General features: G+C 49.7%; 13 protein-coding genes. 7 read left to right on the top strand and 6 right to left on the bottom strand.

The window, feature by feature from the left end; translation table 11 throughout:
* Positions 1-58: 58 nt before the first annotated feature.
* Positions 59-1,135: a DUF3237 domain-containing protein gene (locus SH451x_RS18075; protein WP_479358409.1), complete on the top strand. Its 1,077-nt coding sequence runs from the start codon at positions 59-61 to the stop codon at positions 1,133-1,135.
* Positions 1,136-1,530: 395 nt separating this feature from the next.
* Positions 1,531-4,728 carry a PAS domain-containing hybrid sensor histidine kinase/response regulator gene (locus SH451x_RS18070; protein ID WP_479358408.1) on the top strand — a complete coding sequence of 1,066 codons (3,198 nt, stop codon included), beginning with the start codon at positions 1,531-1,533 and terminating at the stop codon, positions 4,726-4,728.
* 107 nt (positions 4,729-4,835) lie between these two features.
* Here SH451x_RS18070 and SH451x_RS18065 read toward each other — a convergent pair whose 3' ends face one another.
* From SH451x_RS18065 to SH451x_RS18055, 3 genes are read right to left on the bottom strand one after another with little or no spacing between them, the layout of a single operon-like run.
* Complete coding sequence (locus SH451x_RS18065; RefSeq protein WP_479358407.1) at positions 4,836-6,815, bottom strand: matrixin family metalloprotease; 1,980 nt, start codon at positions 6,813-6,815, stop codon at positions 4,836-4,838.
* A 13-nt stretch (positions 6,816-6,828) separates the two neighbouring features.
* Positions 6,829-9,777 (bottom strand): protein kinase domain-containing protein, encoded by a 2,949-nt coding sequence (locus tag SH451x_RS18060; protein ID WP_479358406.1) that lies wholly within the window; start codon positions 9,775-9,777, stop codon positions 6,829-6,831.
* 2 nt (positions 9,778-9,779) lie between these two features.
* On the bottom strand, positions 9,780-10,406 hold the full coding sequence (locus tag SH451x_RS18055; RefSeq protein ID WP_479358405.1) for an RNA polymerase sigma factor: 627 nt from the start codon (positions 10,404-10,406) through the stop codon (positions 9,780-9,782).
* A 264-nt stretch (positions 10,407-10,670) separates the two neighbouring features.
* On the opposite strand from SH451x_RS18055, the gene SH451x_RS18050 reads away from it, so the two are divergent.
* Entirely contained in the window at positions 10,671-11,003 is a 333-nt protein-coding gene (locus tag SH451x_RS18050) for a hypothetical protein (RefSeq protein ID WP_479358404.1), read from the top strand.
* Positions 11,004-11,218: 215 nt separating this feature from the next.
* Here SH451x_RS18050 and SH451x_RS18045 read toward each other — a convergent pair whose 3' ends face one another.
* From SH451x_RS18045 to SH451x_RS18035, 3 genes are all read right to left on the bottom strand, one after another.
* On the bottom strand, positions 11,219-12,178 hold the full coding sequence (locus tag SH451x_RS18045; protein WP_479358403.1) for a proline racemase family protein: 960 nt from the start codon (positions 12,176-12,178) through the stop codon (positions 11,219-11,221).
* Entirely contained in the window at positions 12,175-13,110 is a 936-nt protein-coding gene (locus tag SH451x_RS18040; protein ID WP_479358402.1) for a dihydrodipicolinate synthase family protein, read from the bottom strand. The genes SH451x_RS18045 and SH451x_RS18040 overlap by 4 nt, the downstream gene beginning before the upstream one ends.
* Before the next feature lie 123 nt (positions 13,111-13,233).
* A complete protein-coding gene (locus SH451x_RS18035; RefSeq protein ID WP_479358401.1) occupies positions 13,234-13,797 on the bottom strand; it encodes a flavodoxin family protein in 564 nt (187 codons plus the stop codon).
* A gap of 328 nt (positions 13,798-14,125) precedes the next feature.
* Between SH451x_RS18035 and SH451x_RS18030 the strand changes: the two genes are divergently transcribed.
* From SH451x_RS18030 to SH451x_RS18015, 4 genes are all read left to right on the top strand, one after another.
* Positions 14,126-14,581 carry a MarR family winged helix-turn-helix transcriptional regulator gene (locus SH451x_RS18030; protein WP_479358400.1) on the top strand — a complete coding sequence of 152 codons (456 nt, stop codon included), beginning with the start codon at positions 14,126-14,128 and terminating at the stop codon, positions 14,579-14,581.
* 114 nt (positions 14,582-14,695) lie between these two features.
* Positions 14,696-19,345: a PVC-type heme-binding CxxCH protein gene (locus SH451x_RS18025; protein ID WP_479358399.1), complete on the top strand. Its 4,650-nt coding sequence runs from the start codon at positions 14,696-14,698 to the stop codon at positions 19,343-19,345.
* A 39-nt stretch (positions 19,346-19,384) separates the two neighbouring features.
* Positions 19,385-20,698 (top strand): alpha/beta hydrolase, encoded by a 1,314-nt coding sequence (locus tag SH451x_RS18020; protein WP_479358398.1) that lies wholly within the window; start codon positions 19,385-19,387, stop codon positions 20,696-20,698.
* A gap of 45 nt (positions 20,699-20,743) precedes the next feature.
* On the top strand, positions 20,744-23,578 hold the full coding sequence (locus SH451x_RS18015; protein ID WP_479358397.1) for a DUF1592 domain-containing protein: 2,835 nt from the start codon (positions 20,744-20,746) through the stop codon (positions 23,576-23,578).
* Positions 23,579-23,611 lie beyond the last annotated feature (33 nt).

Genomic DNA, 23,611 nt, shown 5'->3' with positions numbered 1-23,611 from the left:
AGTGCGTTACTTGATTTATCAATATTAAACTTTCATCGTATTTATCGAGTTCTTAAAAATGTTCTACAAGTTTTCAGAGTATGTGAACAAAAATTTGTGCGCGGCGATACTCGTCGTCATATATCTGCAGACGGTCGGTGCAGCGCAAGACTCAGAAGTGATTGACGCACAGGCTACAGGGCGTTCGATGGTGCTCGTACCGCATGCAGAATGGAATTGCGGGATGCCAAATGGTATTCCAAATCCAGATGACGGTGAGTTGATTTTTCGCGCGACGATGCAGCTTTCGGCGAGCTATCATGTCGGCCAAACTCAGTTCGGTGATCGATGGGCACATGTGGTTGAAAGTGGCAACTTTGATGGTGCGAAGATCAAGGGGACTGTTCTCACGGGAGCGCTCGACTTTCAGCTTGAGTTGACAAATGGCGTTCTGGAAATCGAGCAGATCATGAATCTTCGATCAAGCGACGGCAGCAATATTTATGTTCGAACTGCAGGTGTTGGGCTTGATGAGAACGATATTCGGCTCGTCGTCAATTTTGAAGCGCCGACAGCCAGCGACTACGGATGGCTGCACGAAGGCACATACTTAGGACGGCGCGAAGTAGACTTGGAGAACAAAACAATGCTACTGAGTGTCTATCGTTCGGAGTCGGTCAAGCATGAGCTTACGACTGCGAATAGTTTACAGGTTGAAAAGCCGGAATCTGTGCCTAGGCAAACGTGGGACTATCGACGCGCCGATGCAAACGAAGCCCGCGGCGAGCAAATCATAAGCGAATTGGTGACGCTAGCGCCAAGTGTGATGGTTGGCCCCACGAAAGAGGGGGTTCGAAACACAATTCCCATCACTGGCGGTACCTTGGAAGGCAAGCTTAATGGCAAGGTTTTGCCAGGGGGGGCGGACTACCAGCAGCTTTCTAGGCCAGCAGAGATCGATGCGCGTTATCTTTGGCAAACGGAGGATGGCGTTGTAATCATCGTTCGAAACGCTGGCTCGTTTGGTGGACTGGTGCCGACATTTGAAGCACCGGTAGATAGCGACTACGCATGGCTTAATGCTGGCCGATTCCTTAGTTCCAATCCTGAAATGGGACAAGGCGGCGTACGGCTTAAGTTTTATGAGAGCAAGTAAACTACGACTCACTGGTTTCGACGTCTGTTAAACGAATATGAGTAATACTGCATCGCAACCCATATCTCGGTATGCTCGTTGGAGTTGTTGTTCGGACTGAACTGGCGAAAATGCTGAGTAGAGTTGCGGTTGGCCGTATGGCCTTATATGATTTAGAGCAGATCATCAGTAGGTCCGCATCGGCTTTGGTCGTTTATTGGCTTTAGGCCGTCCAAATGATGACGGCTAGCGTACCCAATGTTTTGATGAGCTCAATTGTCTGCCATGCGTGATAGCGCCAAGCCGGATGTTCGTGCTGACATCTGTAGGTCTCGGCTTGGTCAAGTAGCCAGCGATGCCAGGTAGGTTGCCAGAATCGTAGTTGTGGTCGAAAAGTCTTTTGCGAAGTGAATTACATGCACAGCAACTCTCACGACTATGAACCTACGGTGCCGACTCCAAGGGTTAGTGACGAATCGCAAGTGGGAACGGAGGCAAACGATGTTTTGAATTACTTCGAAATCGCGCCAGTAGCACTAATTTGCCTTGATCGTGAGGGAAGGATTTTTCGAATAAACCAATCTGCTCAGGAGTTGTTGCAGATTACCTCAAGGGAAACTGAATCGCTTTTAATTGCAACTTTTGTTGAGCCTGCCGACTCAAGCGTTCTTGATACGTTCTGCATAAAGTGCGAAGATGCAAAACAAGAAGATGGCTGCGAGTTGCGAATGCGCAAGTTCGATGGGACTCGATTTTGGGCTTCGTTAAGTGGCGTTCGGCTGGAAGAGACCGCGGCAGAATCTGGCTTTCTCATCACGGTACGCGACGTCTCGAATCGAATGGAGTTCGAAAATACGTTAAGGCGGCACGATGAGCGTTTTAAATATGCGATAGAAGCGACTCGGGATGGCATTTGGGATTGGGATATTGAAAGCGGGCACGTTTTCTTTAGTCCTCAATGGGCTCGATTGCTCGGGTATGAACCCGACGAAGTTCCGCAGAACGTCAACTTCTTTTTCACCGTACTTCATCCAGATGATGTCGAAAGAATCAATGTTGTTCTACAGTCTCATCTGTCGGGGCGAATTCCGATCAAGCAAGATGAAGTAAGATTGCGTACCAAGTCGGGGGAATACCGATGGTTTTTTGACCGCGGCGAAGTTGTTGAACGAGACGCTGCGGGGCGGCCAGTGCGAATGGTTGGAACCATTACTGATATTACGCAACGCCGTTTCTCTGAGGATCGTTTAAGAGAGAATCAGACTCGAACTCGTCTGCTAATTGAGGCAGCTAAATTAGGGCTTTGGGATTGGGATTTGATCACGAATGAAGTTTACTTTTCACCGGAGTGGAAAGCCCAACTCGGCTATGCCGACGATGAGCTACCAAATGAATTTAGTGAATGGAAAAATCGACTGCATCCAGATGATCTGCCTTGCGTGCTGGCAACTTTAGATGATTTTTTTGAATCAAGAGTCCCAAAATATGATATTGAGTTTCGCCTGAGGCACGCAGACGGAACGTGGCGTTGGATCTTTGCGAGAGCCGATGTGCTTCGTGATTCAAAAGGATCTCCGGTACGAATGATGGGCTGCCATCTCGATATTACCGATCGCAAGCAGGCTGAATCTGCCCGTGAAGACGCCCTTAATCGGCTTCAGAAGATTGCAAGTCGCTTGCCAGGGAGTGTCTATCAGTATCGGGTACGGGCAGACGGAACGGCGAGTATCCCGTATGCAAGCGATGGGTTAAAGGACTTATTTCAAGTCTCGGCCGACAAGATTCCAGACGTTTCGGGGCCCTTGAATAGAATAGTCGACTTAGATGCTTTTCAAAAATCAGTACAAAAGTCTGCTCGCGAGTTGACGCCTTGGGAGCATGAGTTTCAGATTCGATACGATGATGGCTCACTGCGATGGTTGGCAGGCAACTCCGTTCCAGAGCCTGAAGCAGATGGTGCAACTATTTGGTATGGATTTATTACCGATGTTACCGAGCGAAAGTCGGCAGAAGCGAAACGTCGAGTCAACGAGCAACGCCTGCGTGAGGCTCAAGCGATTTCTCAAATCGGCAATTTTCATTGGGACGCACAAACCGAGCGAGTGACATGGTCCGATCAGCTATACCGGATCTATGACCGCGACCCGAAAACTTTCGAACCGACGTTTGAAAACTACGTTAAGTCGATTCACGTGGAAGATCGCCAGCGAGTGCTTCAGCAATTGCATACGTCAATTGAACATCGGCTGGCTTTTGATCATCAATATCGTTTAGCTTTACCCGACGACTCATTGCGATGGATTCGAGCGAGAGGGAATACTCTGGTCGATAGTCAAGATCAGCTTCTCGGTATCGAAGGAACCTGTCAAGATATCAGTGAGCAGAAGCGAATTGAAGCGACTACTGCATCCTTGGAGGCTCAACTGCGTGAGTCGCAGAAAATGGAAGCGATTGGAACTTTAGCTGGCGGAATTGCGCACGACTTTAACAACATTTTGGCTGCGATTCTCGGAAATGTGGAGATAGCAAGTTTGGAGCTTGAGCAGGATAGCTCCACAGTTAAGGAGTGTCTTGAAAATATTAGGCGAGCTGGTGATCGCGCCCGAGATTTGATTCAGCAAATCCTCTCCTTTAGTAGACAACAGCAGACAAATCGGCAGCCGATTTCGCTTGCGCCTGTAATCAATGAAGCAGCTCGGTTGTTGTCAGCTACCTTGCCAGCGCGGCTGAAGCTTGAAGTACAGTGCGCGGTTGATGCTCCAAAAGTGCTTGCCGACGCTACCCAGATCTCTCAAGTGGTCTTGAATCTCGTCACTAATGCTATGCAAGCGATGAACGGACAGCCGGGACTTATAAGCATTCAACTTGACTCGATCGACATTAACAAATTATCTGATGACTCCGTTATCGATCTAAATCGCTTGCGATCGCATTTCTCTGGCAGTGTCGTCCGGCTAACTGTAAACGATGATGGACCGGGTATGTGTCCTGAAACAAAAAACCGGATTTTCGATCCTTTCTTTACCACCAAAACTGTTGATCGAGGAACAGGTTTGGGGCTCGCCGTTGTTCATGGAATCATACAAAGTCACGGCGGCTTAGTCGTGGTCGACAGCGAGATTGGTTGCGGTTCTACATTTACAGTCTATCTACCAGCGACCGCAGATTTGGAAGTTGAAAAGGTAGTTGAGCAACTGACGCAGACGATTGAAGCGGAAGTGAATCCAACTACGTCGCTGCACGTACTCTTTTTGGATGACGACAAAGCGGTATTAAGCGTCGCGAAGCAGTTGCTGGAACATCGCGGATACCGAATTACCTGTTTTAGCTGTCATCAGGATGCTCTTGAGGCGTTTGCTGGAGATCCAGCCGATTTTGACCTGGTTATTACGGACTACAATATGCCCGGTATGCAGGGGCTGGATGTTGCGCGCGAGATCCGTAAAATCCGCGATGACGTGCCGGTCGTCATAACCTCAGGTTACATCGACGCTGAACTAACGGCTGGCGCATCGGCTTGTGGCGTTAAAGAATTGCTCGCCAAACCTTTTCGCCTAGCAGACCTTTATGCTGTTGTTCAGCGACTTGCTAGCGAGTTCAAATCTTCCTCCTAAAAACAGCTTAAATTTAAGTTGCAGAGCGCAGATGAAATCGAACTAACTTGGTGTTTCATAAAAAAGTAGGTAATTAACAAGTTACAATTATGCGGCTCCAACAATTCCTACCGTGTCTTTTGCTTGAATCCATAAGGAGTAGTCGTCGGCGTTGTAGGATTGTAGGGGAAAACATAAACAGGTTGCGTCGGATTGGGCTGATATTGAGGAGTGTACACTGGAGAACCATAAACCGGTCCTACTGGATCAGTTAAAACACTTCCGCGAAGTCGGAATTGCCCAGCTGCCGAACTTACAAACGTAACTCGATACTCGCCAGGCAAGAGTAGTTTGCTAATGCCCGTGACAGGTTTGCCAGGAGTTGAGTTTAATCTATAGACGACGCGTCCCTGTAAGTCGCGAATAATTAATCGAACCGGTTGTGTTGAATTCGTTGCCTCTAGCCAAAAATTAAACAGCTGAGATCTCGCAACATATAGTGAAAAATCAACAGCAAAACGGTTAGCAGAACTCAACTCGCCCTGGACGAACTCATTTATTTCGTAAGGGATGGTCTGAAAGTTTGCGTTGAGGTAATAATTGCCGGTGAGGTTTGGAGCGGACACTTGAATGTAAAATCTTTCGGACGGCAAAATCCCCACTTTTTGTACGATAATCTGTTGCCCACTATTAACTATGATTTCGGTAGGAACGAGCTGCCGCTGCGCATCAAAAAGTCTGATTTGCGGCAGCACCTTGTTGATTCCGGTGCCTTGGACCGAAACGCTAAGCGTCCAAGGAGTTCCAGGTATGCTGGCAGCTGGAGCGAGCAAACGGTAAGTATCTACGTCCGTTGCATCGGAAAGACTAGCCACAACTCTCAAGTGACGTTCAGACAAGTTCGTAGAATTTGGTCGTAAATTCACAGCTCCCGCAAAGGTATCGTTAACGTGTAAATCGTTCTCGAAAATGTTTGAAATTGGATTTTTGAAGAGCTCATCAATCTTCTCGGGTGAAAGTGATTCATAGTTGCCCTCGAGTACGCGTTGAACTGGTATTGCAACTGGCTTCAAGAGCCCATCAAAAGTTACGGCGATTCCGTATCGCCCTATATTGAGTGGAGTTTGACCTTCCGATTCCACTCTCAAGTAATAGCGTTCGTCAGGCGATGAGTTTCGGATCCGAAGTATTGCAGTACCAGGAGAGTTGGCTGCCATAGTTCGGACTGCCACGATTTGCATGGCATCATTGTAGAGCGTTACTTTTGCCTGGAGTTGACTAATTCTCGACGACTGGACTCGAAAAGTTATACTACCTGTGTAATTATCCAATGCAGGAAGGAAGTAATAGTCGACATCGCTTGGATTAGAAATTTCTCCATATTCGACGACGGGAGTAGAGCCATCGAAGTTGCCTGACTGCTGAGAATAACGTAAACGAGTCGCATTATTGATAGTTTGATTACCGCGTCGAAGCTCGTGTTCATCCTGAGCCTTAGGTCCGTAAAGCGCGCGGATAGCGGCGAGATCGCCTTCGCTCAATTGTGGAGCTACGCGTACGATTGGGAACATTACGGACGATGCATCTGTGCTGTGAGGTAGCCCCAGCGAATGACCTGCTTCATGCAATACAACTGAGAAAAGTGATTCCGGTGAAAACTGTTTACGAGTGTTAATAAATATATCACCAGCAAATGTCCCGGTGATGCTTGACGATGAGGGTATGGCGACTGCGAATGCATCATCGTCCATCGGAATTCCAGCGATACGAATATCCCCAAATCGATTGTCTTTCTGTGCCAGCCCGTTTACACCGATAGGTTGACCTCCGTCAGCAACAACCCCGATATTTATGTTTGCAACTGTTGACCATGTTTGGAAGGCATCCACGATCGCCTTTTGCCACACACTTCTTGCCATCTGTGAGTCCAGGCTAGCTTGAAGGTTGCTCGCTTGAGATGGCAAAAGCGTTCCATCCGGCGCGAAACTAAGTGTCAAATGAGTTGGGTCTGCCCAAGGAATACCAAAATGCGCAGGTGTCCACCGTTCTTCAAGTTTCTCAAAACCATTGAGGATTTTTGACTTGCGAATACGTTTTGATGGGTTCATTGAGTCTGTGCCATTATTGATTGTAAAGAAGTTCGACAGCATTCATGATTTGCTTAAAACGAGAGTCTTCGTGTATAGACTTGAGGTCATCGTCGCTTATCATAAGCGAATGCAATCCCGGATTTTGTCGCAACGCCTCTGCAAGCAGAGAGAGTCCCATTTCCTTGTCCGTATCGCTTTCAGCGATCAGTAGTATACCACTTGCAGCTTGGTAACAGAGCATAGGGTTGCGATCGATGTCTAGCGCACTATAAATATCGGAACGAGCGTCTTTATTTTTGCCTTGCCTTGCATAGAGTACACCTCGGGCAACAATAAGCCGGGCACTACGTGGGTTAGAACGTATGCCATTTGTAAGCGTCAATATTGCGGAATTGGGGGCATCCATAAGTTCCGCTTGAAGATAGGCGAGGTTTTCAAATACAAAAATGAGATTTGGAGCGAGGTCACATGCCATACTCAGGTCAGCCTCGGCTCCGGTAAAATCGGGCGGATCAGACCGAAGTTTTGCATCTGCTCGGGTCGCCCAGCCAACGGCATCGGATGGATGTTGATTGATTCCTTCTTGCCGCTCTAGTTCAGCGCCATTTAGATCACCGAGCATACGCAAAGCTTGCTCGCGAAGGAAAAAAATTCGCGGAAGCTGAATCTCGTGTGCTTTAATATTGTTTAGGTCTTCAAGTGCTTGATCTGCTCTTCCCAGAGCCAAACGTGCAATTGCAAGATTCATATAAGCTTCTGGAATGTCAATTTTACCTGCCAAGGCTTCATGAAAAGCCTCTTCTGCTTTGGCAAAATCCTCCATTTCAAGGTAAGTCAAACCTAGCAAATAATGTCCATATGGGAAACTTGGTGAAACCTTGCAAACGACTTGAGCCGAGGATAAGGCACTCTCGAAATCACGGTTCTTCAAATGTTGACTGCCGTCGTTCCACCATCGCCAAGGATTTCCAGCGTCCGAACCAATCATAGTTTTGGTCTGCGCAATTAATTCATGTGGTTCCAAAGGATTAAGAGAGGACGATCGCGGTACTTCTGGATTCTGTGATAGCGATTGGCGGATCACATCTATTAGAGACTGATTAGCCTCACGTCCGAGAGTCAGATATCGTGTGGCAGATTGAGCGTCGTTCATTGCGTCTTGCATGAAAGCGAGTCGCAGGCCAGTGTCTGATTCTCGCACTGCCAAGCTGTATTTGCCGCGAGCCTGATAGTACAGTATTTGACCTAACAATTGCTTTGAAAGTTCGGACTTTCTGGTGGAAAGATGATCGAAGTAGTCAGGTGCGTTTTTCGAAGTTAAGCCATTCGTGTCAAATCTACGCAACATTCTCTCCGCTTCAGACGGAGGTAAAGTGTCTGTTGACGCAAGAGCTTGAGCTTCGTGTTGGGAGGCCACTAATTTATTAAACCATTGTTCAGCCTTAACATTCTCGTACTTCGCTTTAAAAACTAGCAACCATGCAATTGCCATCATAATTGCGCAGCCTAGCACCGTGCCAACCACTCCTCCCGAGCAGGCTCGGGGGTGTCTTCTCGACCACTTAGAAATTCTCTCCAGGGTTGAACGATTATGATTGTTGATCAGAGGTAAATTTTTAAGTTGACAGTCGAGGTCTTCACTGAGCTGTTTGGCATGGCGGTAACGCTGATTGGGCTCATACTGCAAAAGTTTTGAAACTATGTCCTTCAGTGCAGGTGATATACCGCGTGGCCAGATGACGTGCGATGTGCTCCACTCTTTGCGGAGTGTTAACATCTTTTGGATTCCGAGAGATGAATTTAGATCCCCCGAAGTGGAAAAGGGATTTTTCCCTGTCAGCAGTTCGAGCATTACTATGCCCAACGAGTAGAGATCCGATGTCTCGTCAACTGGGTTCTCTGAGCAATTAAGTGCATGCAAATGTTCTGGAGACATGTAACTTGGAGTGCCGCCTACGCCATTTACTTGAAGGGGCGACTCAACTCGCTGATACGCAAGGTTGAAATCCAATAACATCGGCGTACCGTCATCAGCAATTAGGATATTTGCAGGCTTTATATCGCGGTGTAGGATTCCACGCGAATGTGCTTGAGTCAGCCCGTCCGCAAGCTCCCGGCCTATCCACAGAACACTCCGTTCGGACAATGATTGTGGTACTGAAAACGCGACGAGGTCGGTTTGTTTCTGGGATGATTCTTGATATTGTTTCCTTTCATCAGTGGGAGGAGCGGAAGTGGATGTTTCTCCCTTCGAACCCAAGATCCGACTAACGTATGTTGAAGGGAGTTGCCCTTCGATGGTAGTTATCATTGTCTGACGCAATTTTTGCTCTGCAAAATTTTCCGCAGGGCGAATTAGCGTAGAAAGCGTACACATACCGTAGTATGGCATGCAAACAGCATGAAGTGCACCGAACTGATGCCAAGAGTAAATTGGCACGATATTTTTATGTTGCAGTTTTGCAAGGACAGATGCTTCGCCGTGGAATCGAGTCGAAAATTTGAGCGTGACTAGGCGATCTGATAATTCAATTTCATTTGCCAAGAATACTTTACTAAACGCGCCTGTGCCCAAGAGTGCACCAATTCGAAAGCCGCCGATTATCTGCCCGACCTCGGGGTAAATCTGGTTTTCGCTAACTAGTCCCAGCTCTGAGCGCAGTCTATCAAGCTCAATATTCAGTTGCTCGCGAACCCATTCATTATTGAGTAGTTCTGGGAACTTGCCGGCGTAATAATCAATCGCACGGACTTTCGAATTCTCAATCGAACATTCTGCGTCTACGCGAAGTAGCTCAGCTGCGATTTCATAATATTGTGTATGATCGCTTGGAGGAAGAAACAGGGCTACATCCGTATTGCGGTCTGAACTCCAGGCCATTTCCAGTTTGGCGACATAATTTTCCACTTCCCAGTTGAGCTGAACCGGAGCTAATGCTTTTGGAAAATCGTTATTCTCAAGTTCAGAGGAGTAAACCATTGTTATATCTGCTCATTAAGCTTCTTGCAGAATGTTTGAAGTATACGTTCAACTGTTCGTTTGGATTTATTCGTCATCGTTGCTATCTCTTGGACTTCGTGGCATGCGATCCTTAAATGGATAATCTCTTGATAAGGCTCTGGAAGTTTACTGAGCAGTTCGTCAATGGTAAGTTGAAGGATCTGGAACTCAGATCCACCGGAAGACACCTGACTGGTGGCGCCAATTTGGAATTCTTCCGTGGCAGAAACCGTTTTCGATACGCTTCGCTTAAGCGCACCGTGATGAGCGGCGAGTGAGCGAATTTTGTTCATTGCAATGACCAGCAGCAATTTCCAAAGCTCTTCGCCTTGCGGAACATCATATTGACCGTTGGAGACGCGCCGGAAGAACGTTCGGAAAATCGACTGTACTACATCATCACTATCAATCCGAGTTTTTAAGTCTGTAGAAGATTGAATGCGAGCAAGTATTCGCAAGCGTTCCGCATACTTTGTGTAAAGCTCTGTTGCCGCATCCTCGTCTCCTTTGCGATATCTTTGGAGTAACGTACCATCACTGTGAGCAGTACTGCTCGAGAAGCCAGCATCCGAGTGGGGATCATCTGTTTTTGGATTTTCTGACGTCAAAGTGATTACCTGATTTCTAATTCTTTAGCTGGTTTCATGTCCGCCATCCGCCAACATTAACACTGTATTTTTTGGTTTTCTCGAATAGAAAAACGGCACTCGTATGTCGCGGCACAGAACGATAGGAAATGCGACCATCGGAAAATTTTTGATTTTTTGGCGGTTCGGATAGCAAAAAAAGGCTCCTCATTGCGAAGCGGCAATCGTACTTCAATTCCGAAGTTTTGCTCTGCAAGTTCATCCTAATTGAGAGGGTTTCAAGACATGTTTTCCGAGCGACGCAATTTTTTGTTCTCTGGACTAGCTCTGTTGCTAGGCTTCCTATCCATCGTCACCTTGACTGCAAGTGACGCAGTTGCCAAAGGTAAGTCTGCAAGCAAAATTGAAGGCACTCTAGTTGCCATCAATTCAACGACTGGCGTGCTTTCAGTGCGACGAACCAACGGAACTGTAGTGAGTGTGACGGTTCCAGGGAACGCAAAAATTGAAAGGAACAATTTGCATGCGTCTCTTCGGCTGTTTCGAATCGGCGACCGAGTGCAGGTTAAGTTTAATACCGCGGGTGTGATATTTAAAGTCGAAGCGACCGGACGTTAAAAAACAGTTTGTGAGTATCCAAATTCATAAGAGGCTGGGGCTTCGCCTAGCCTCGACTGTTTTAGAATGTTGAGGAAATTCGACAGCAAGAGATGCAATTATTGAAGTTGCAGTTTTGAAACACAGAATGGTTTTTCAAGACAAACTCATATGCTAGCTCGCTCATTCACGAATGCGACACGTAAGATTCTCTACTTACGTTCCATGATCAAAATTTAGGCTTCGTAAATCCCGTCGAGGAGCGGGTCTTGAGGGGGCCGATGGAGTGTTCCTTCGGCACAAATGAAAGCGCGGCCAGAAATTGTTGGGATAACATTTCCAGCCTTATCAAAACAAAATGTCGCTTCAAACCGACTGCCAATGATGCTTTCCTGGATCCATGTTTCGCCTGGTCGAAGTTTGCCATCAGCAGCCAAGCACGCAATTTTTGCGCTGGTTCCTGTACCACACGGCGACCGGTCGTATGCTCCGCCAGGACAGTACACAAAGTTGCGACTGTGGGCGTCCGAAGTTTGGGGCGGTCCGAAGAACTCAATATGATCAATCTCTGCTCCATCGATTCCTGTCACTCCGGCCAATGTGAGCGCAAGGCGGACTTTGGCCGCGGCCTGGGTGAGCAGTGGCAGATTGCGCAAATGCAATTCATAAGGCGAGTGTTCAACCAAGAAGAACCAGTTTCCGCCCCATGCGACATCGCCGACTAAACGGCCAAGTCCTTCGACGTTGACTTCAATTTGACTGTGCAAACGATAGCTGGGGACATTTTCGATTGCGACGCGGCTGGCGGACTGCAGGTCAACGGAGACGGTGCCGACGGGCGTTTCTAGTTGATGCTTGCCTAAGCCGACTCTTCCAAGATGGTAAAGTGTGGCTGCCACACCGATCGCGCCGTGCCCGCACATCCCAAGGTAGCCAGTGTTATTGATGAAAATAACGCCGCTAGCGCAACTGGAGTCCTGTGGAGTGCAGAGAACCGCTCCGACAATCGCGTCCCATCCGCGCGGTTCTAGGATGACGCTCTTGCGAAACCAGTCTTGTTGTTTCAACCTTTCTAGTTGCTCGGCAACGGAGCCGTCGCCTAACGCGGGAATACCACTGAGCAGGACTCGCGTCGGCTCGCCTTCTGTATGAGAGTCAATAAAGCCGATCCGCTGCGAGTTTTCAGTCCCACTCATGTTGCGTTGCCATTCCAATTGGCCCACCAGCTGTGAAATTGTTGCCACTGCTGGTCAATATAGGCCTGTTGTGATTGGCTGAGGGTATCGGTTTTGTTGAAATGATGTTGGTATTCTGGGTTGCCCTCAAGCACCATGAGTCGCTTGTAATAGAGCACTAGATCGGGGCCTTCATCGAAGGTGGAGAGGACTTTGAGTGATTCGCTTAGCTCAAGTGCGAGTCTCTGAGCTTCTGAATTACCGGAGGCGGCCTCCTTGCAAAGTTGCAAGAGTCTTAACACTTGCTTGGGTAAAGCATTTCCGACCCCGGTGATTGCGCCCACTGCTCCACAGCGGACTACGCCGTGAAACACTTGGGTGTCGACGCCGACCATCAACGTTAGTTCTGGATGTCCGCTGGTAATATGTTCAGCAGCATACGTCAGCGAGTCGGCGCCTCCGAACTCTTTGAAGCCAATGAGGTTTGGATGCTCGCGGTGCAAGTCAAAAAAAAGATCGGCCTTTGTTTCAAAGCCATAGTAAGGACTGTTGTAAATCACCGCTGGCAGGCCATTGGCTGCCGCAAGCACATCGGCGAAATGATTCCGCTGGGCTGCCACGGCTGTGCCGCGCGACAGGACGCGCGGGATGACCATGAGACCTACCGCATCTACTTTACGGGCGTGGGCGGCATGTTGAGCTGCTAAGTTTGTATTCTGGGCTCCTGTACCCACAATCACTGGTACGCCTGCCTTCGTGAGTTGGTGCACGCCTTCTTGTCGCTGCGCGTCAGTCAGAAGCGGCCAATCGCCCATTGAGCCACAATAAACCACGGCGGACATACCGTGCTGAATTAATTCTTGTGCTTTAGAAACGAGCAAATCAAAGTTTGGACGGCCGTGAGAGTCGCACGGTGTCATGAGCGCGGGGATACAGCCTTGGAAGACAGACATTCAAGTTCGCATAGGGTTCGATGTGAGTGGAAGCAAAGTCGCTAAGTTATATCTTGCGAATACCCGAACTGGCAACGGCGCCAAATGCCGGCTAGGGCTGCGTTATGTTCGTGCCGTCGGCTCTTACTTGCCCAGGTCACGGAATCGTTCGTAGGTCTGGTTGAGTGGATGGGATTCGGTTCGACCGTCGATCATGCTTGAACACCATTCAGCTAGTCTCAAACCAAGGCGTTTGCAGGCTTCTTGGGAGCGTTCGTCTGCTGGAGCGCCCGCGGAAATTGCGCCGTAATGGGCCGAGAATTTGATTCCTGTGTAATCAGTCAGACCGAATACAAGGAAGCCGTAATTGATAAGGATCGACATCAACGTCATGCACGTCCATTCTTGGCCGCCACCCCAAGCCCCAGCGGAAGTGAACACACAGCCAATTTTGCCATCGCGTTTCCCCCAATTCTCGATTGGCTGTTGGTCCCACCATTGTTTCATCTGCCAGCTGACGCTTCCGTAGTTCGTTGGCGAGCCAAGCGCGAGGCCATCGCACCACTGAAGATCGGTGTGATCTGCAGTCGAGATATCCTTGAGTCGAACTTCAGTACCTTCAAGCTGCTCGGCGCCGGATGCGACGAGTTCGGCCATCTGGCGAGTGTTCCCAGAATTCGAATGGAATAGAACTAAGATTTTTGACAAAGTGGCGGTCCTTCGAAGCAAGGGAAAGCTGATTGAATGTATTACCTTATAGTCAATCGCGAACTACATGACACGGGCAGTTGGTTTTCGAAGTGGTGCGGATTTGGCGGAAGCGGTGCACCAAGTTTTGGCGTGGCGGTGGTGGCCGTCCGCTGGAGGTTGCCGTGCTAAGATAACGCTCGACTTAAAAGAGCGGTTAATCCCGCAAGGGTAGATTCTTTCGCGTAATTGCCGTAAAACGGACGGGCCGGTTGCATTCTGGAGTTGCTTGTTATATGCTGCAAATCCGTGCGTGTACGTACGTTGTTTCGCAATTTACAGGGTCGGAATGAGAGAAAACAGCGAACTTCCGATTGCGATCCGAGCCGCTTATTTGGCAATGCATCGCCGATCAGAAGTTCAGTTCGCGCAGTTCGGTGTAACCGCCGACCAGTTCGTTCTCATGGCGACGTTGTCGCGAGGCAATGCCGTCACGCAGCGTGAGCTTGCGCGGCCAATGCCTTCTGATCCCAGCACGGTGCGAGCGATGTTGGTGTTGCTCGAAAAGCAGGGGCTGGTTCAGCGTGAAATGCATCCGAATGATTCACGCGCCAGAACTGTATCGCTAACTGTTGCTGGCAAACGCAAGTTTCAAAAGTTGTGGGCTGCTGGAGAAGCGGTTCGTACGCAGATGATCGAGGCGATCCAACCTGAAGGCGCTCAAACTTTGGTTGGTTTGCTGACTCGCATAACTAATAGTCTTAACGCGAGTCTGGCATCGCCCGTGGGGAGTAGCCCCAATTAAGTTGGCGGTGTGATCAAAATACTTAACACCCGGCAACCCCTAGTTTAGAAATTAACCAACTTGACTAACTCAACAAAATCACAATCGTTCGTTAACTCATCAGGGACAATAAAAGTGGACAGCATTTTGAGAATAGGATCCAGTTTGCGTGCTAGCTGGCAGCAACGGCTCTCTAGTTTTTCCGTTTTCGCAGGGGCGATGCTCTTGCTCGCTTGCAGTTCAGTCGGTTCTGCTGCGGAGCCCGTAAAGGTCCTGATGCTTGGCGATTCGGGATTGCATAAGCCATCGGAATTTTATCGAACGCTGGCGCAGCCGCTGAAGAAGAACGCTATTGAACTGACTTATACGGATAAGTTAAGTGACATCAACTCCGATAACCTCAAGGGATATGCCGGGCTTTTGGTGTTCGCGAACGTCGAACGCATTACACCTGAGGCTGAAAAAGCACTGCTTGAGTATGTCGACAATGGCGGCGGCTTAATTGCAGTGCATAGTGCGTCCTTTTGTTTTCTGAATTCGCCGAAGTACATCGCGTTGGTTGGCGGTCAATTCCAGAGGCACGGCTTCACTCGGTTCGAGACCAAGATTGTCGCTCCAGATCACGAGATCATGTCGGGGCTTAAGCCGATCTCATCCGAAGATGAGAGTTACATGCACAGCAAGCACAATCCGGATCGCGTGGTCCTAGAAACGCGGAGTGACGCGTCGGGTCCCGTTAGCGATCCTGCTGGCGAGCCTTACACTTGGGTTCGCACAAGCGACAAGGGGCGAGTTTTCTATACCGCGTGGGGGCATGATTTCCGCACCTGGAGCAATGTCGCATTCCAACAGTTGTTAGCGCGAGGAACTTTGTGGGCTTGTCAGCAAGCGTTGGTTACGGCTACTGCGGCTGAATCGAACGAGCCGAAGGCGGTAGCTGCAGCAAATCGGCCGTTTCCTGCTCCTGAAAAAGTTGGGCCGACAATCGATACAGAAAAATTCACCTTCACCGATGTTGGGGCAAAAATTCCGAACTATACGGCTGGTGAACGCTGGGGAACGCAGGGCGATCTGTTTACCCTGATGCAAGACCCTTTGCCTGCGGAAGAATCGATCAAAGCGTATCAAGTACCAAAGGGTTTTCAGATGTCATTGTGGACGCGAGAGTCCAATGACAACTGGCCCGCTGGTTCGCAAGCAGAAGCAGAGTTCGCTGGTCTGGTTGGCAAGCCAATCGCAATGAATTGGGACGAACGCGGACGTTTGTGGGTCTGTGAAACGATCGATTACCCTAACGAGCTTCAGAATGCGTCCGGCCAAGGTCGAGACCGAGTCAAGATTTGCGAAGATACAGACAACGATGGAAAGGCAGACAAGTTTACTGTTTTCGCCGAGCACCTAAGCATTCCTTCGACGCTAGTTTGCTATCGTGGAGGAGTGATTGTACAAGACGGTCAAACAACGGTTTATTTGAAGGATACAGACGGCGATGATAAGGCCGATTTCCGTCAAGAGTTGATCACCGGCTGGGCCATGGGCGACACGCACGGCGGCGTTAGTAATTTCCAGTATGGTCCTGACAACTGGATTTGGGGCATGCAGGGCTATAACAATTCCGAGCCCATAATTAATGGCAAGCCTCAGATGCGTTTTCGTCAAGGTTTTTGGCGATTCAAGGTGAAGGCCGGTGCTGCTGACAAAACCGCTCCTGCGTATGCGTTGGATAAAGAAACGAAGCTTGCGAGCAAAGATGCGACTGACTCGTTTAACGATCACACGATCCGAGTCGATGCGTTAGAGTTCATGCGTGCTACAAACAATAACACCTGGGGGCTGGGGTTCAGCGAAGAAGGTTACGTCTTTGGCTCGACTGCAAATGGTTGCCCAAGCGTTCATATGCCTATCCCAAATCGTTACTACGATCAGGTTGGCGGTTGGTCGCCGAAGACTTTGGAGAGGATTTCGCCAAACGATCGATTCAAGACTGTTGATGAAAAGATCCGCCAAGTCGACTACCATGGTGGCTATACAGCAGCAGCGGGTGCAGCGCTTTACACGGCGCGAAACTATCCTGAGAATTGGTGGAATAAAATTTCGATGGTGTGCGAACCAACCGGGCACATCGTTGGTAGTTTCGTTTTAGAGAAGAATGGCGCTGGCTATCGCAGCAACAATACCTTTAACGTTGTCGGAAGCATTGACGACTGGTCGGCTCCGATCATGGCTGAAGTTGGGCCTGACGGGAATGTTTGGGTTCTGGATTGGTATAACTATATTATCCAGCACAATCCAACACCCAATGGATTTCAAACTGGTAAAGGTGCCGCTTACGAAAGCGATCTGCGTGACAAGCGATTTGGACGGATCTACAGATTGCTTTTCGACCAAGAGAATGCGGCAACGCATTCCACGAATCTCGGGGATGCATCCGATTCTGTTTTAGTTGAAACGCTCAAGGACAAGAATTTCTTTTGGCGCCGGACAGCTCAGCGATTGTTGGTTGAACGGGGAGTGACTGACAAAGCGACGCTCGATGCGTTGGTCGCTCTTGTTGATATTAAAGAGATGGACGAGATTGGGTTGACGCCTGCTGCCATGCATGCGATTTGGACGTTGGCTGGACTCGCGGAGTCGGGTAATCACGACGTGAAGTCTGCTCTTGCTCAAGCGTGTGAAAAAGGATTCAAGCATGTTTCCAGCCCTGTGCGAAACGCTGCTGTTACAAGCTGCAACCCAGACCAAGTAAAAACGGCTGTCGATGCTGGTTTGTTGACCGATGGCGATGTTCGAGTTCAGCTTTCGGTCATGTTGCGAATGGCTGATGGAGCTGAAGCAGGCGTCTCGGGCGAGACGTTAGCGGGCATGGTTTCGGATGACGGGTCCATTGGAACAGACGATGTGTTGCTAGACGCTTGGACCTCTGCCGCATCGACCAATCCGGTTGATACGCTCGTGGCATTGGTAAATGATGCATCGCCAGCCGGTGCTCGTGCATTGGCCGCACGTGTCGCGGTGCTTTCCGAGCACATCGCGCGTTCGAACCCGACCGCGGATCAGATTGCGGCGCTGTTGGAAGTCAATCCAAACTCACCACTGACGGTTGCCGTGTGGGAGGGCTTAGCAAAAGGATGGCCAAGGGATTTGACGGTGAAATTGTCAGAGGCAGCTCAGAAGAAATTCAATGACCGATTCCTTAGTGAAGAGGCAAGCGTTGAGAGCAAGGCCGCGATTTTGGCTGTTGCCGATAAATGGTCAATCGAGAATTTAGGCGATATTGTTTCGTCGATTCAAGATAAGCTATTCACGACTGCTTTGGATTCGGCTGCAGATTCCGACAAGCGACTTGCGGCCTGGGACCAAGCGATCAAGCTTGGCCCAGCCAGTGAGCGAATCGTTGATGCGATCGAGGAATTTTTCACTCCGCAATTGGCTCCTGAAATCGGCAGTAAAGCGCTCGATTCACTTCAAACCGCGCGCGTTGACGGACTTGCTGAGCAACTGTTAGCGGTACGTGGAAAGCTTGGTCCGAAGATGGCAGGCAACATTCTGACGCTGTTGCTGGCTCGAACGGATACCACCGAAAAATTGTTGGATGCTATCGCAGAGGGCAAGGTTCAATTCACCGAACTGCAGCTAGATCAACGCCAGTCGATTTTGAACCATCCGACTCGTGAGATAGCAACGCGTGCGAAAGAGCTGATGGAATCCAAGGGTGCAATGGTAGCATCCAATCGACAAGCGTTGCTTGACGAGTGGATGCCTGTAACGGAGCAAAGCGGTAGCGTTGAAAACGGTATTGCGATGTACAAGAAGCACTGCGCATTGTGCCACAAGCATGGTGAGTTGGGTGTGTCCATCGGGCCAAACCTCACAGGTATGGCTGTTCATCCGAAGGCCGAGATCTTGATGAATATCATCGATCCATCCCGAAGCGTTGAGAACAACTTCCGCACTTACCAAATCCTGACGAAGGAAGGAGCTGTTCTGAACGGGATGCTCGCCGGTGAATCGGCCAATGCGATGCGACTTATCAATTCGCAGGGCAAGGAAGAGCAAGTGCTTCGAGAAGACATCGATGAAATGAATGCTTCGGCCAAATCATTGATGCCTGAAGGCTTCGAGAGCTTGATGAACAAGCAAGAAATGGCCGACTTGTTGGCGTTCTTGAATAACCGAGGTCGCTACACCCCTTTAACTTTATCAACGGCAGCGACATTGAGCGGTGCCAATGGTTTGCCTGGTTTCCGTGGAGCTCCTGGCGATAAGTTTGAACTGAAGACTTACGGGACAGTCGAAATCGAGGGCGTGCCATTTGAGCTTCAAGATCCGCAAGAAGGTCGAGTTGCGAACATCATTGCGTTGCAAACGGCTCGGGGACGCGCACCTGCAACTTTACCAACATCGACTACGGTCGCTTGTAGTGGCAAGGTTTCCGCTATCCATCTCTTGGGCGCGGTAGCAACCTTTGGAGGTCCGGGTGGTGGACAAGGGCGAGGCAACCGTAGCCAAGCGGCGAGTGTGATTGTTCGATGCGTATTTGAAGATGGCTCGACGGAAGATCACGAACTGGTCAACGGTACGCATCTGGCAACTTATCGCGAGAAAGTCGACGTTCCAGAATCTAAGTTCGCAATTGATGCCAACGGGAAACAAATTCGTTATCTGCGGGTTGAAGTAAAAGGTGATAAGCCGATGAAGAGTATCGAATTTGTGAAAGGCGAAGATTTTTCAACTCCGTTGATTTTCGCCGTCACAGTCGAGTCCTCAGAAAGTGGCGCTCACTAGTACTTGTCGTTTCCTTATCTTGTTAGAAAGTTGTTCAGTATGAAAAGCTTGTTTTTGAGAACTCTCGGGTTCTGTTCGATAATGTGTGTCGGTGGACAGTTCGCAGTTTCCCAAGAAGCTGCACAAGGACAGAGCCCAGACGCTCAAGTCGCACAACCGGCTCAAGCGCAAGGCAATGCTGAACAGCCTCGTCGCCGTCCGCCAGGCGGTGGTTTCGGTGGGCCGATTGAAATCGGTCCAGATGATGTCGCCGCTTATGATGCTCCGCCTGAGGGTTTCAAGACAGAGCGATCTGACATTCCTCACGGTAAGATGGAGATGATCGAGTACGAATCGAAAACAGTCGGTACGACTCGCAAGATGCAAGTTTACACTCCTCCGGGGTATGCGGCCGAAAAGAAGTACCCGGTGCTCTATTTGTTGCATGGGATCGGAGGAGACGAAACAGAGTGGCAACGATTTGCATCTCCAAATGTTATCTTCGACAACCTGATCGCTGATGGTAAAGCAGTCCCGATGATCGTGGTCATGCCTAACGGTCGAGCTCAGAAGAACGATCGTGCGGAAGGGAACGTGATGCAAAGTGCACCTGCGTTTGCAACTTTCGAACGTGACCTTCTCGACGATGTTATACCGGCCATCGAATCAAAGTATTCAGTGGATACGAGTCGTGAAAACCGAGCGATTGCAGGGCTTTCTATGGGAGGCGGTCAGTCTTTCAATTTTGGTCTTGGAAATCTTGACACTTTTGCGTGGGTAGGCCCCTTCTCTGCCGCACCAAACACCAAGTCGGCTCAAGAACTGATTCCAGATGTTGCAAAAGCAAAAGAGAAACTGAAATTGCTTTGGATTTCGTGTGGGAACAAAGACGGTCTGATTCGTATCAGCCAAAACGTTCATAAGTTTTTAAAGGAAAACGACATTCCCCACGTGTGGCATGTCGATGGCCACGGACACGATGCTGAACACTGGAGCAGCAGTTTGTACTGGTTTGCGCAAAGTGTTTTTCAAGATAAGCCTGCGGCTGGAAAGGCAGAAGCTAGCCCATTGACTGGAAAGTGGAACGGCACTGTTGAAACGCAAATTGGTAATCAAGTTTATGTTTTCACGTTTGAAGACAAGGACGGCCATTTGCACGGTTCTGGCGCAATGGAATTGGATGGAGAAAAATTTACCAGCGAACTGGTCGACATCAAAGTCGAAGGTAATACCGTGTCGTTTGACGAGAAGCTGATGTTCCGAGAGATGGAACTATTGATCAAGTATAACGGCGAACTTTCGGGGGATGAAATCAAGTTTGCTCGGCAGGTGGGCGACTTTGGAAACGAAGAATTTTCCGCCAAGCGTCAATAATCTTGTTGTGTAACATGTGAATAAACCTAGAGGCGAGTTATATCAATGACTATGCAGGCTGCCAGTCGTCTATTTGTCGCAATGACATTATCGTTGGCAGCCTTTTTCGTGCCGCCGCATAACAAGGTCACAGCTCAGGAGTCTACTGAGTCAGTAAAGCGTTTTCTGACGGCGACATGCCTTGATTGCCATAGCGAAGGTTCGAACGAAGGTAATCTCGACATCAATTCGCTGCGCTGGGACGTCGATGCCGGCGCAGATTTTGAAAAACTAGTCCGGATATACGAGCGCGTTCGTGACGGGGAGATGCCGCCAAGTTCCGAACCAACGCCACCGGCGGAGGAAAAATCTGTTTTTCTCAATCAGTTGTCGACCGAACTGACGACTCTAGACAAAGCCCGTGTCGAGCGCGATGGCCGCGCGATGATGCGACGCCTCAATCGCTATGAGTACGAGAACACACTGCGCGACTTACTGAATCTGCCATTCATTCAGGTGCGCGATATGCTGCCAGAAGATGGCGAACGCTACCGTTACAACAAAGTCGGTGAAGCACTCGACGTTTCGCATGTGCAGTTGTCTCGATACATGAGTGCTGCAGACTATGCATTGCGACAAGCGTTAATCGTTAAGCTGGATCGTCCGGAAAGGACCAAGAAGCGATACTATGCTCGCGATGAATTCTCGCTGGTCAACAATTTTTGGCCGCGTGAAAATGGAACATTGCCGGATCGAATGTCATTCCCGGTGCTTGACTCTAAAGCGCAACCAGATGTTCGGAGCGGTGAGGCGCCGAAGACTTCTCCAGAAACTAAAGAACGAGAAGCCGTAGGACGCGTTTCAAGTATCTTCAGCGACGCGGGCGGCTACAGTTGGGGGCAATTTCGTGTGCCAGCCTCTGGACGTTACAAGCTGCGATTCAAAGGTTATTCGATTTGGGTTAGTGGCGGTGGCATCGGTCGCTGGTTCTACGAAGGGTTTGGACCTGAGAAGGCACCTGTCTATTATTTGCCACTCTGGCATCGACCGAACGCCGATGAAGTTTGGCCCGGTCGACGTCCTGAGCCCATAGGCGTATACGCTCAAAGTTCTGGCAAAAGCCGACCGCTGGGTGTGTTCGATTTTGGTATCGAACCAACAGAATGCGAAATTGAAGCGACCTTGGTGGCGAACGAAGTCGTCCAGAGCGACGGCCTCCGATTATTTCGTACACGCGTAAATGGAACGGACGAACAGTACATCAATCCGCTTGCAACAGACTCTGGAATGCCGGGGTACGCGATTCAATGGATGGAAGTTGACGGCCCGATCGACGACAGTGAAACAGTTGCTGGATACAACCTATTGTTCGGTGATTTGCCGCTAGTTCGCCTCGGCCCTGATGCAACTACGGGGCTTGTCCTGCAATTACCAGCACCTGCGCCAGCGACGCCTCCTGGCGGCGGTTTCGGACCGCCGGCTGCACGGCCAGGCGAAACGGCTGGACAAAGGACTCCGGCAGGCGGTCCTCCTGCTGGGGGACCACCCGGAGGTCGTCCAAGACGCGGCTTTGGCGGTCCCCGAACAGTGGACGTTCGTGTTGAAGTGCAAACAGAGAACGCTCACGAAGATGCTCGGCGACTGCTTCATGACTTCATGGCGCGCGCATATCGACGCGAAGTAGAACCACAGCATGTAGAAAGGTTACTTGAGCTCTTTAACCAGCAGTATGACCAGGGTGTTGGTTTTGCGAGCGCGATGTTGACAACTTACACAGCCGTACTCTCCTCCCCAGGATTTTTGTTCTTGGATGATCAACCAGGGAGGCTCGACGATCTAGCGCTTGCGACGCGTCTAGCGCTGTTCCTATGGAATTCGGAGCCTGATACGGAACTTCGTGACCTCGCAGCCGCAGGTAAGCTTCGAAATCCCGAGGTTTTAAGTTCTCAGGTCAACCGTTTGTTGGATGATCCTCGTTCACGGAGGTTTGTCGAAGCGTTTACGGACTACTGGCTTGATCTTCGTAAAGTTGATGACACGTCTCCCTCCACGACGCTTTACAATGATTACGAACTTGATGAACCGCTAAAGCTGTTTGCGATTGAAGAGACTCGACTGTATGTCGCAAAGTTGATTGCCGATAATTTGCCGGCACGCAACGTGGTCGACTCTGACTTTGTTTTCGTCAACGAGCGTTTAGCTGACCATTATGATTTGCCGGGTGTCCAAGGCGCTGAAATGCGACTGGTTAAACTTCCCGAGGATAGTCCTCGCGGCGGTTTGCTGACTCAAGCGAGCGTGCTGAAGGTTACGGCTAACGGCACAACGACTTCGCCGGTTATCCGAGGGAATTGGATTACTGAGCGAATTCTTGGAGTGCAAATTCCGCCGCCGCCTTCGGTACCGGCCGTTGAGCCCGATATACGTGGGGCGGTGACGATTCGTCAGCAATTGGAAAAGCATCGCGAGGATGCAAGTTGCGCCGCATGCCATGCGAAGATAGACCCGCCCGGTCTTGCTCTAGAGGCATTCGATGTTATGGGAGGATTTCGCGATCGATATCGCGCTGTCGGTGAAACTCAGCCGCCGGCGAAGGGCGTTGGGATAAATGGGCAAACGTTTGTATTCCACTATGCGTTACCTGTAGATAGCTCTGGCTCACTCGCCGATGGAAGTTCTTTCCAAGATATCAATGATCTCAAGCGTCTACTTCTCCGCGACGAGCGAAAACTGGCTCGTAACTTGGCAAGTCAACTGGCGATTTATGCGACCGGTGCCCCGATCTCTTTCTCTGATCAAGAATCGATTGATCAGATCCTTGACCAGACTTCGTCCGAAGATTTTGGTGTTCGAAGCATGATTCACGCAATTGTGCAAAGCGACTTGTTTCAAATCAAGTAACCGCCGCGATTCAAGTCGCTTCAACAGTTTGGA

The sequence above is a fragment of the Njordella aestuarii genome, assembly GCF_056494165.1.
This window is presented reverse-complemented; position numbering and strand designations above follow the sequence as displayed.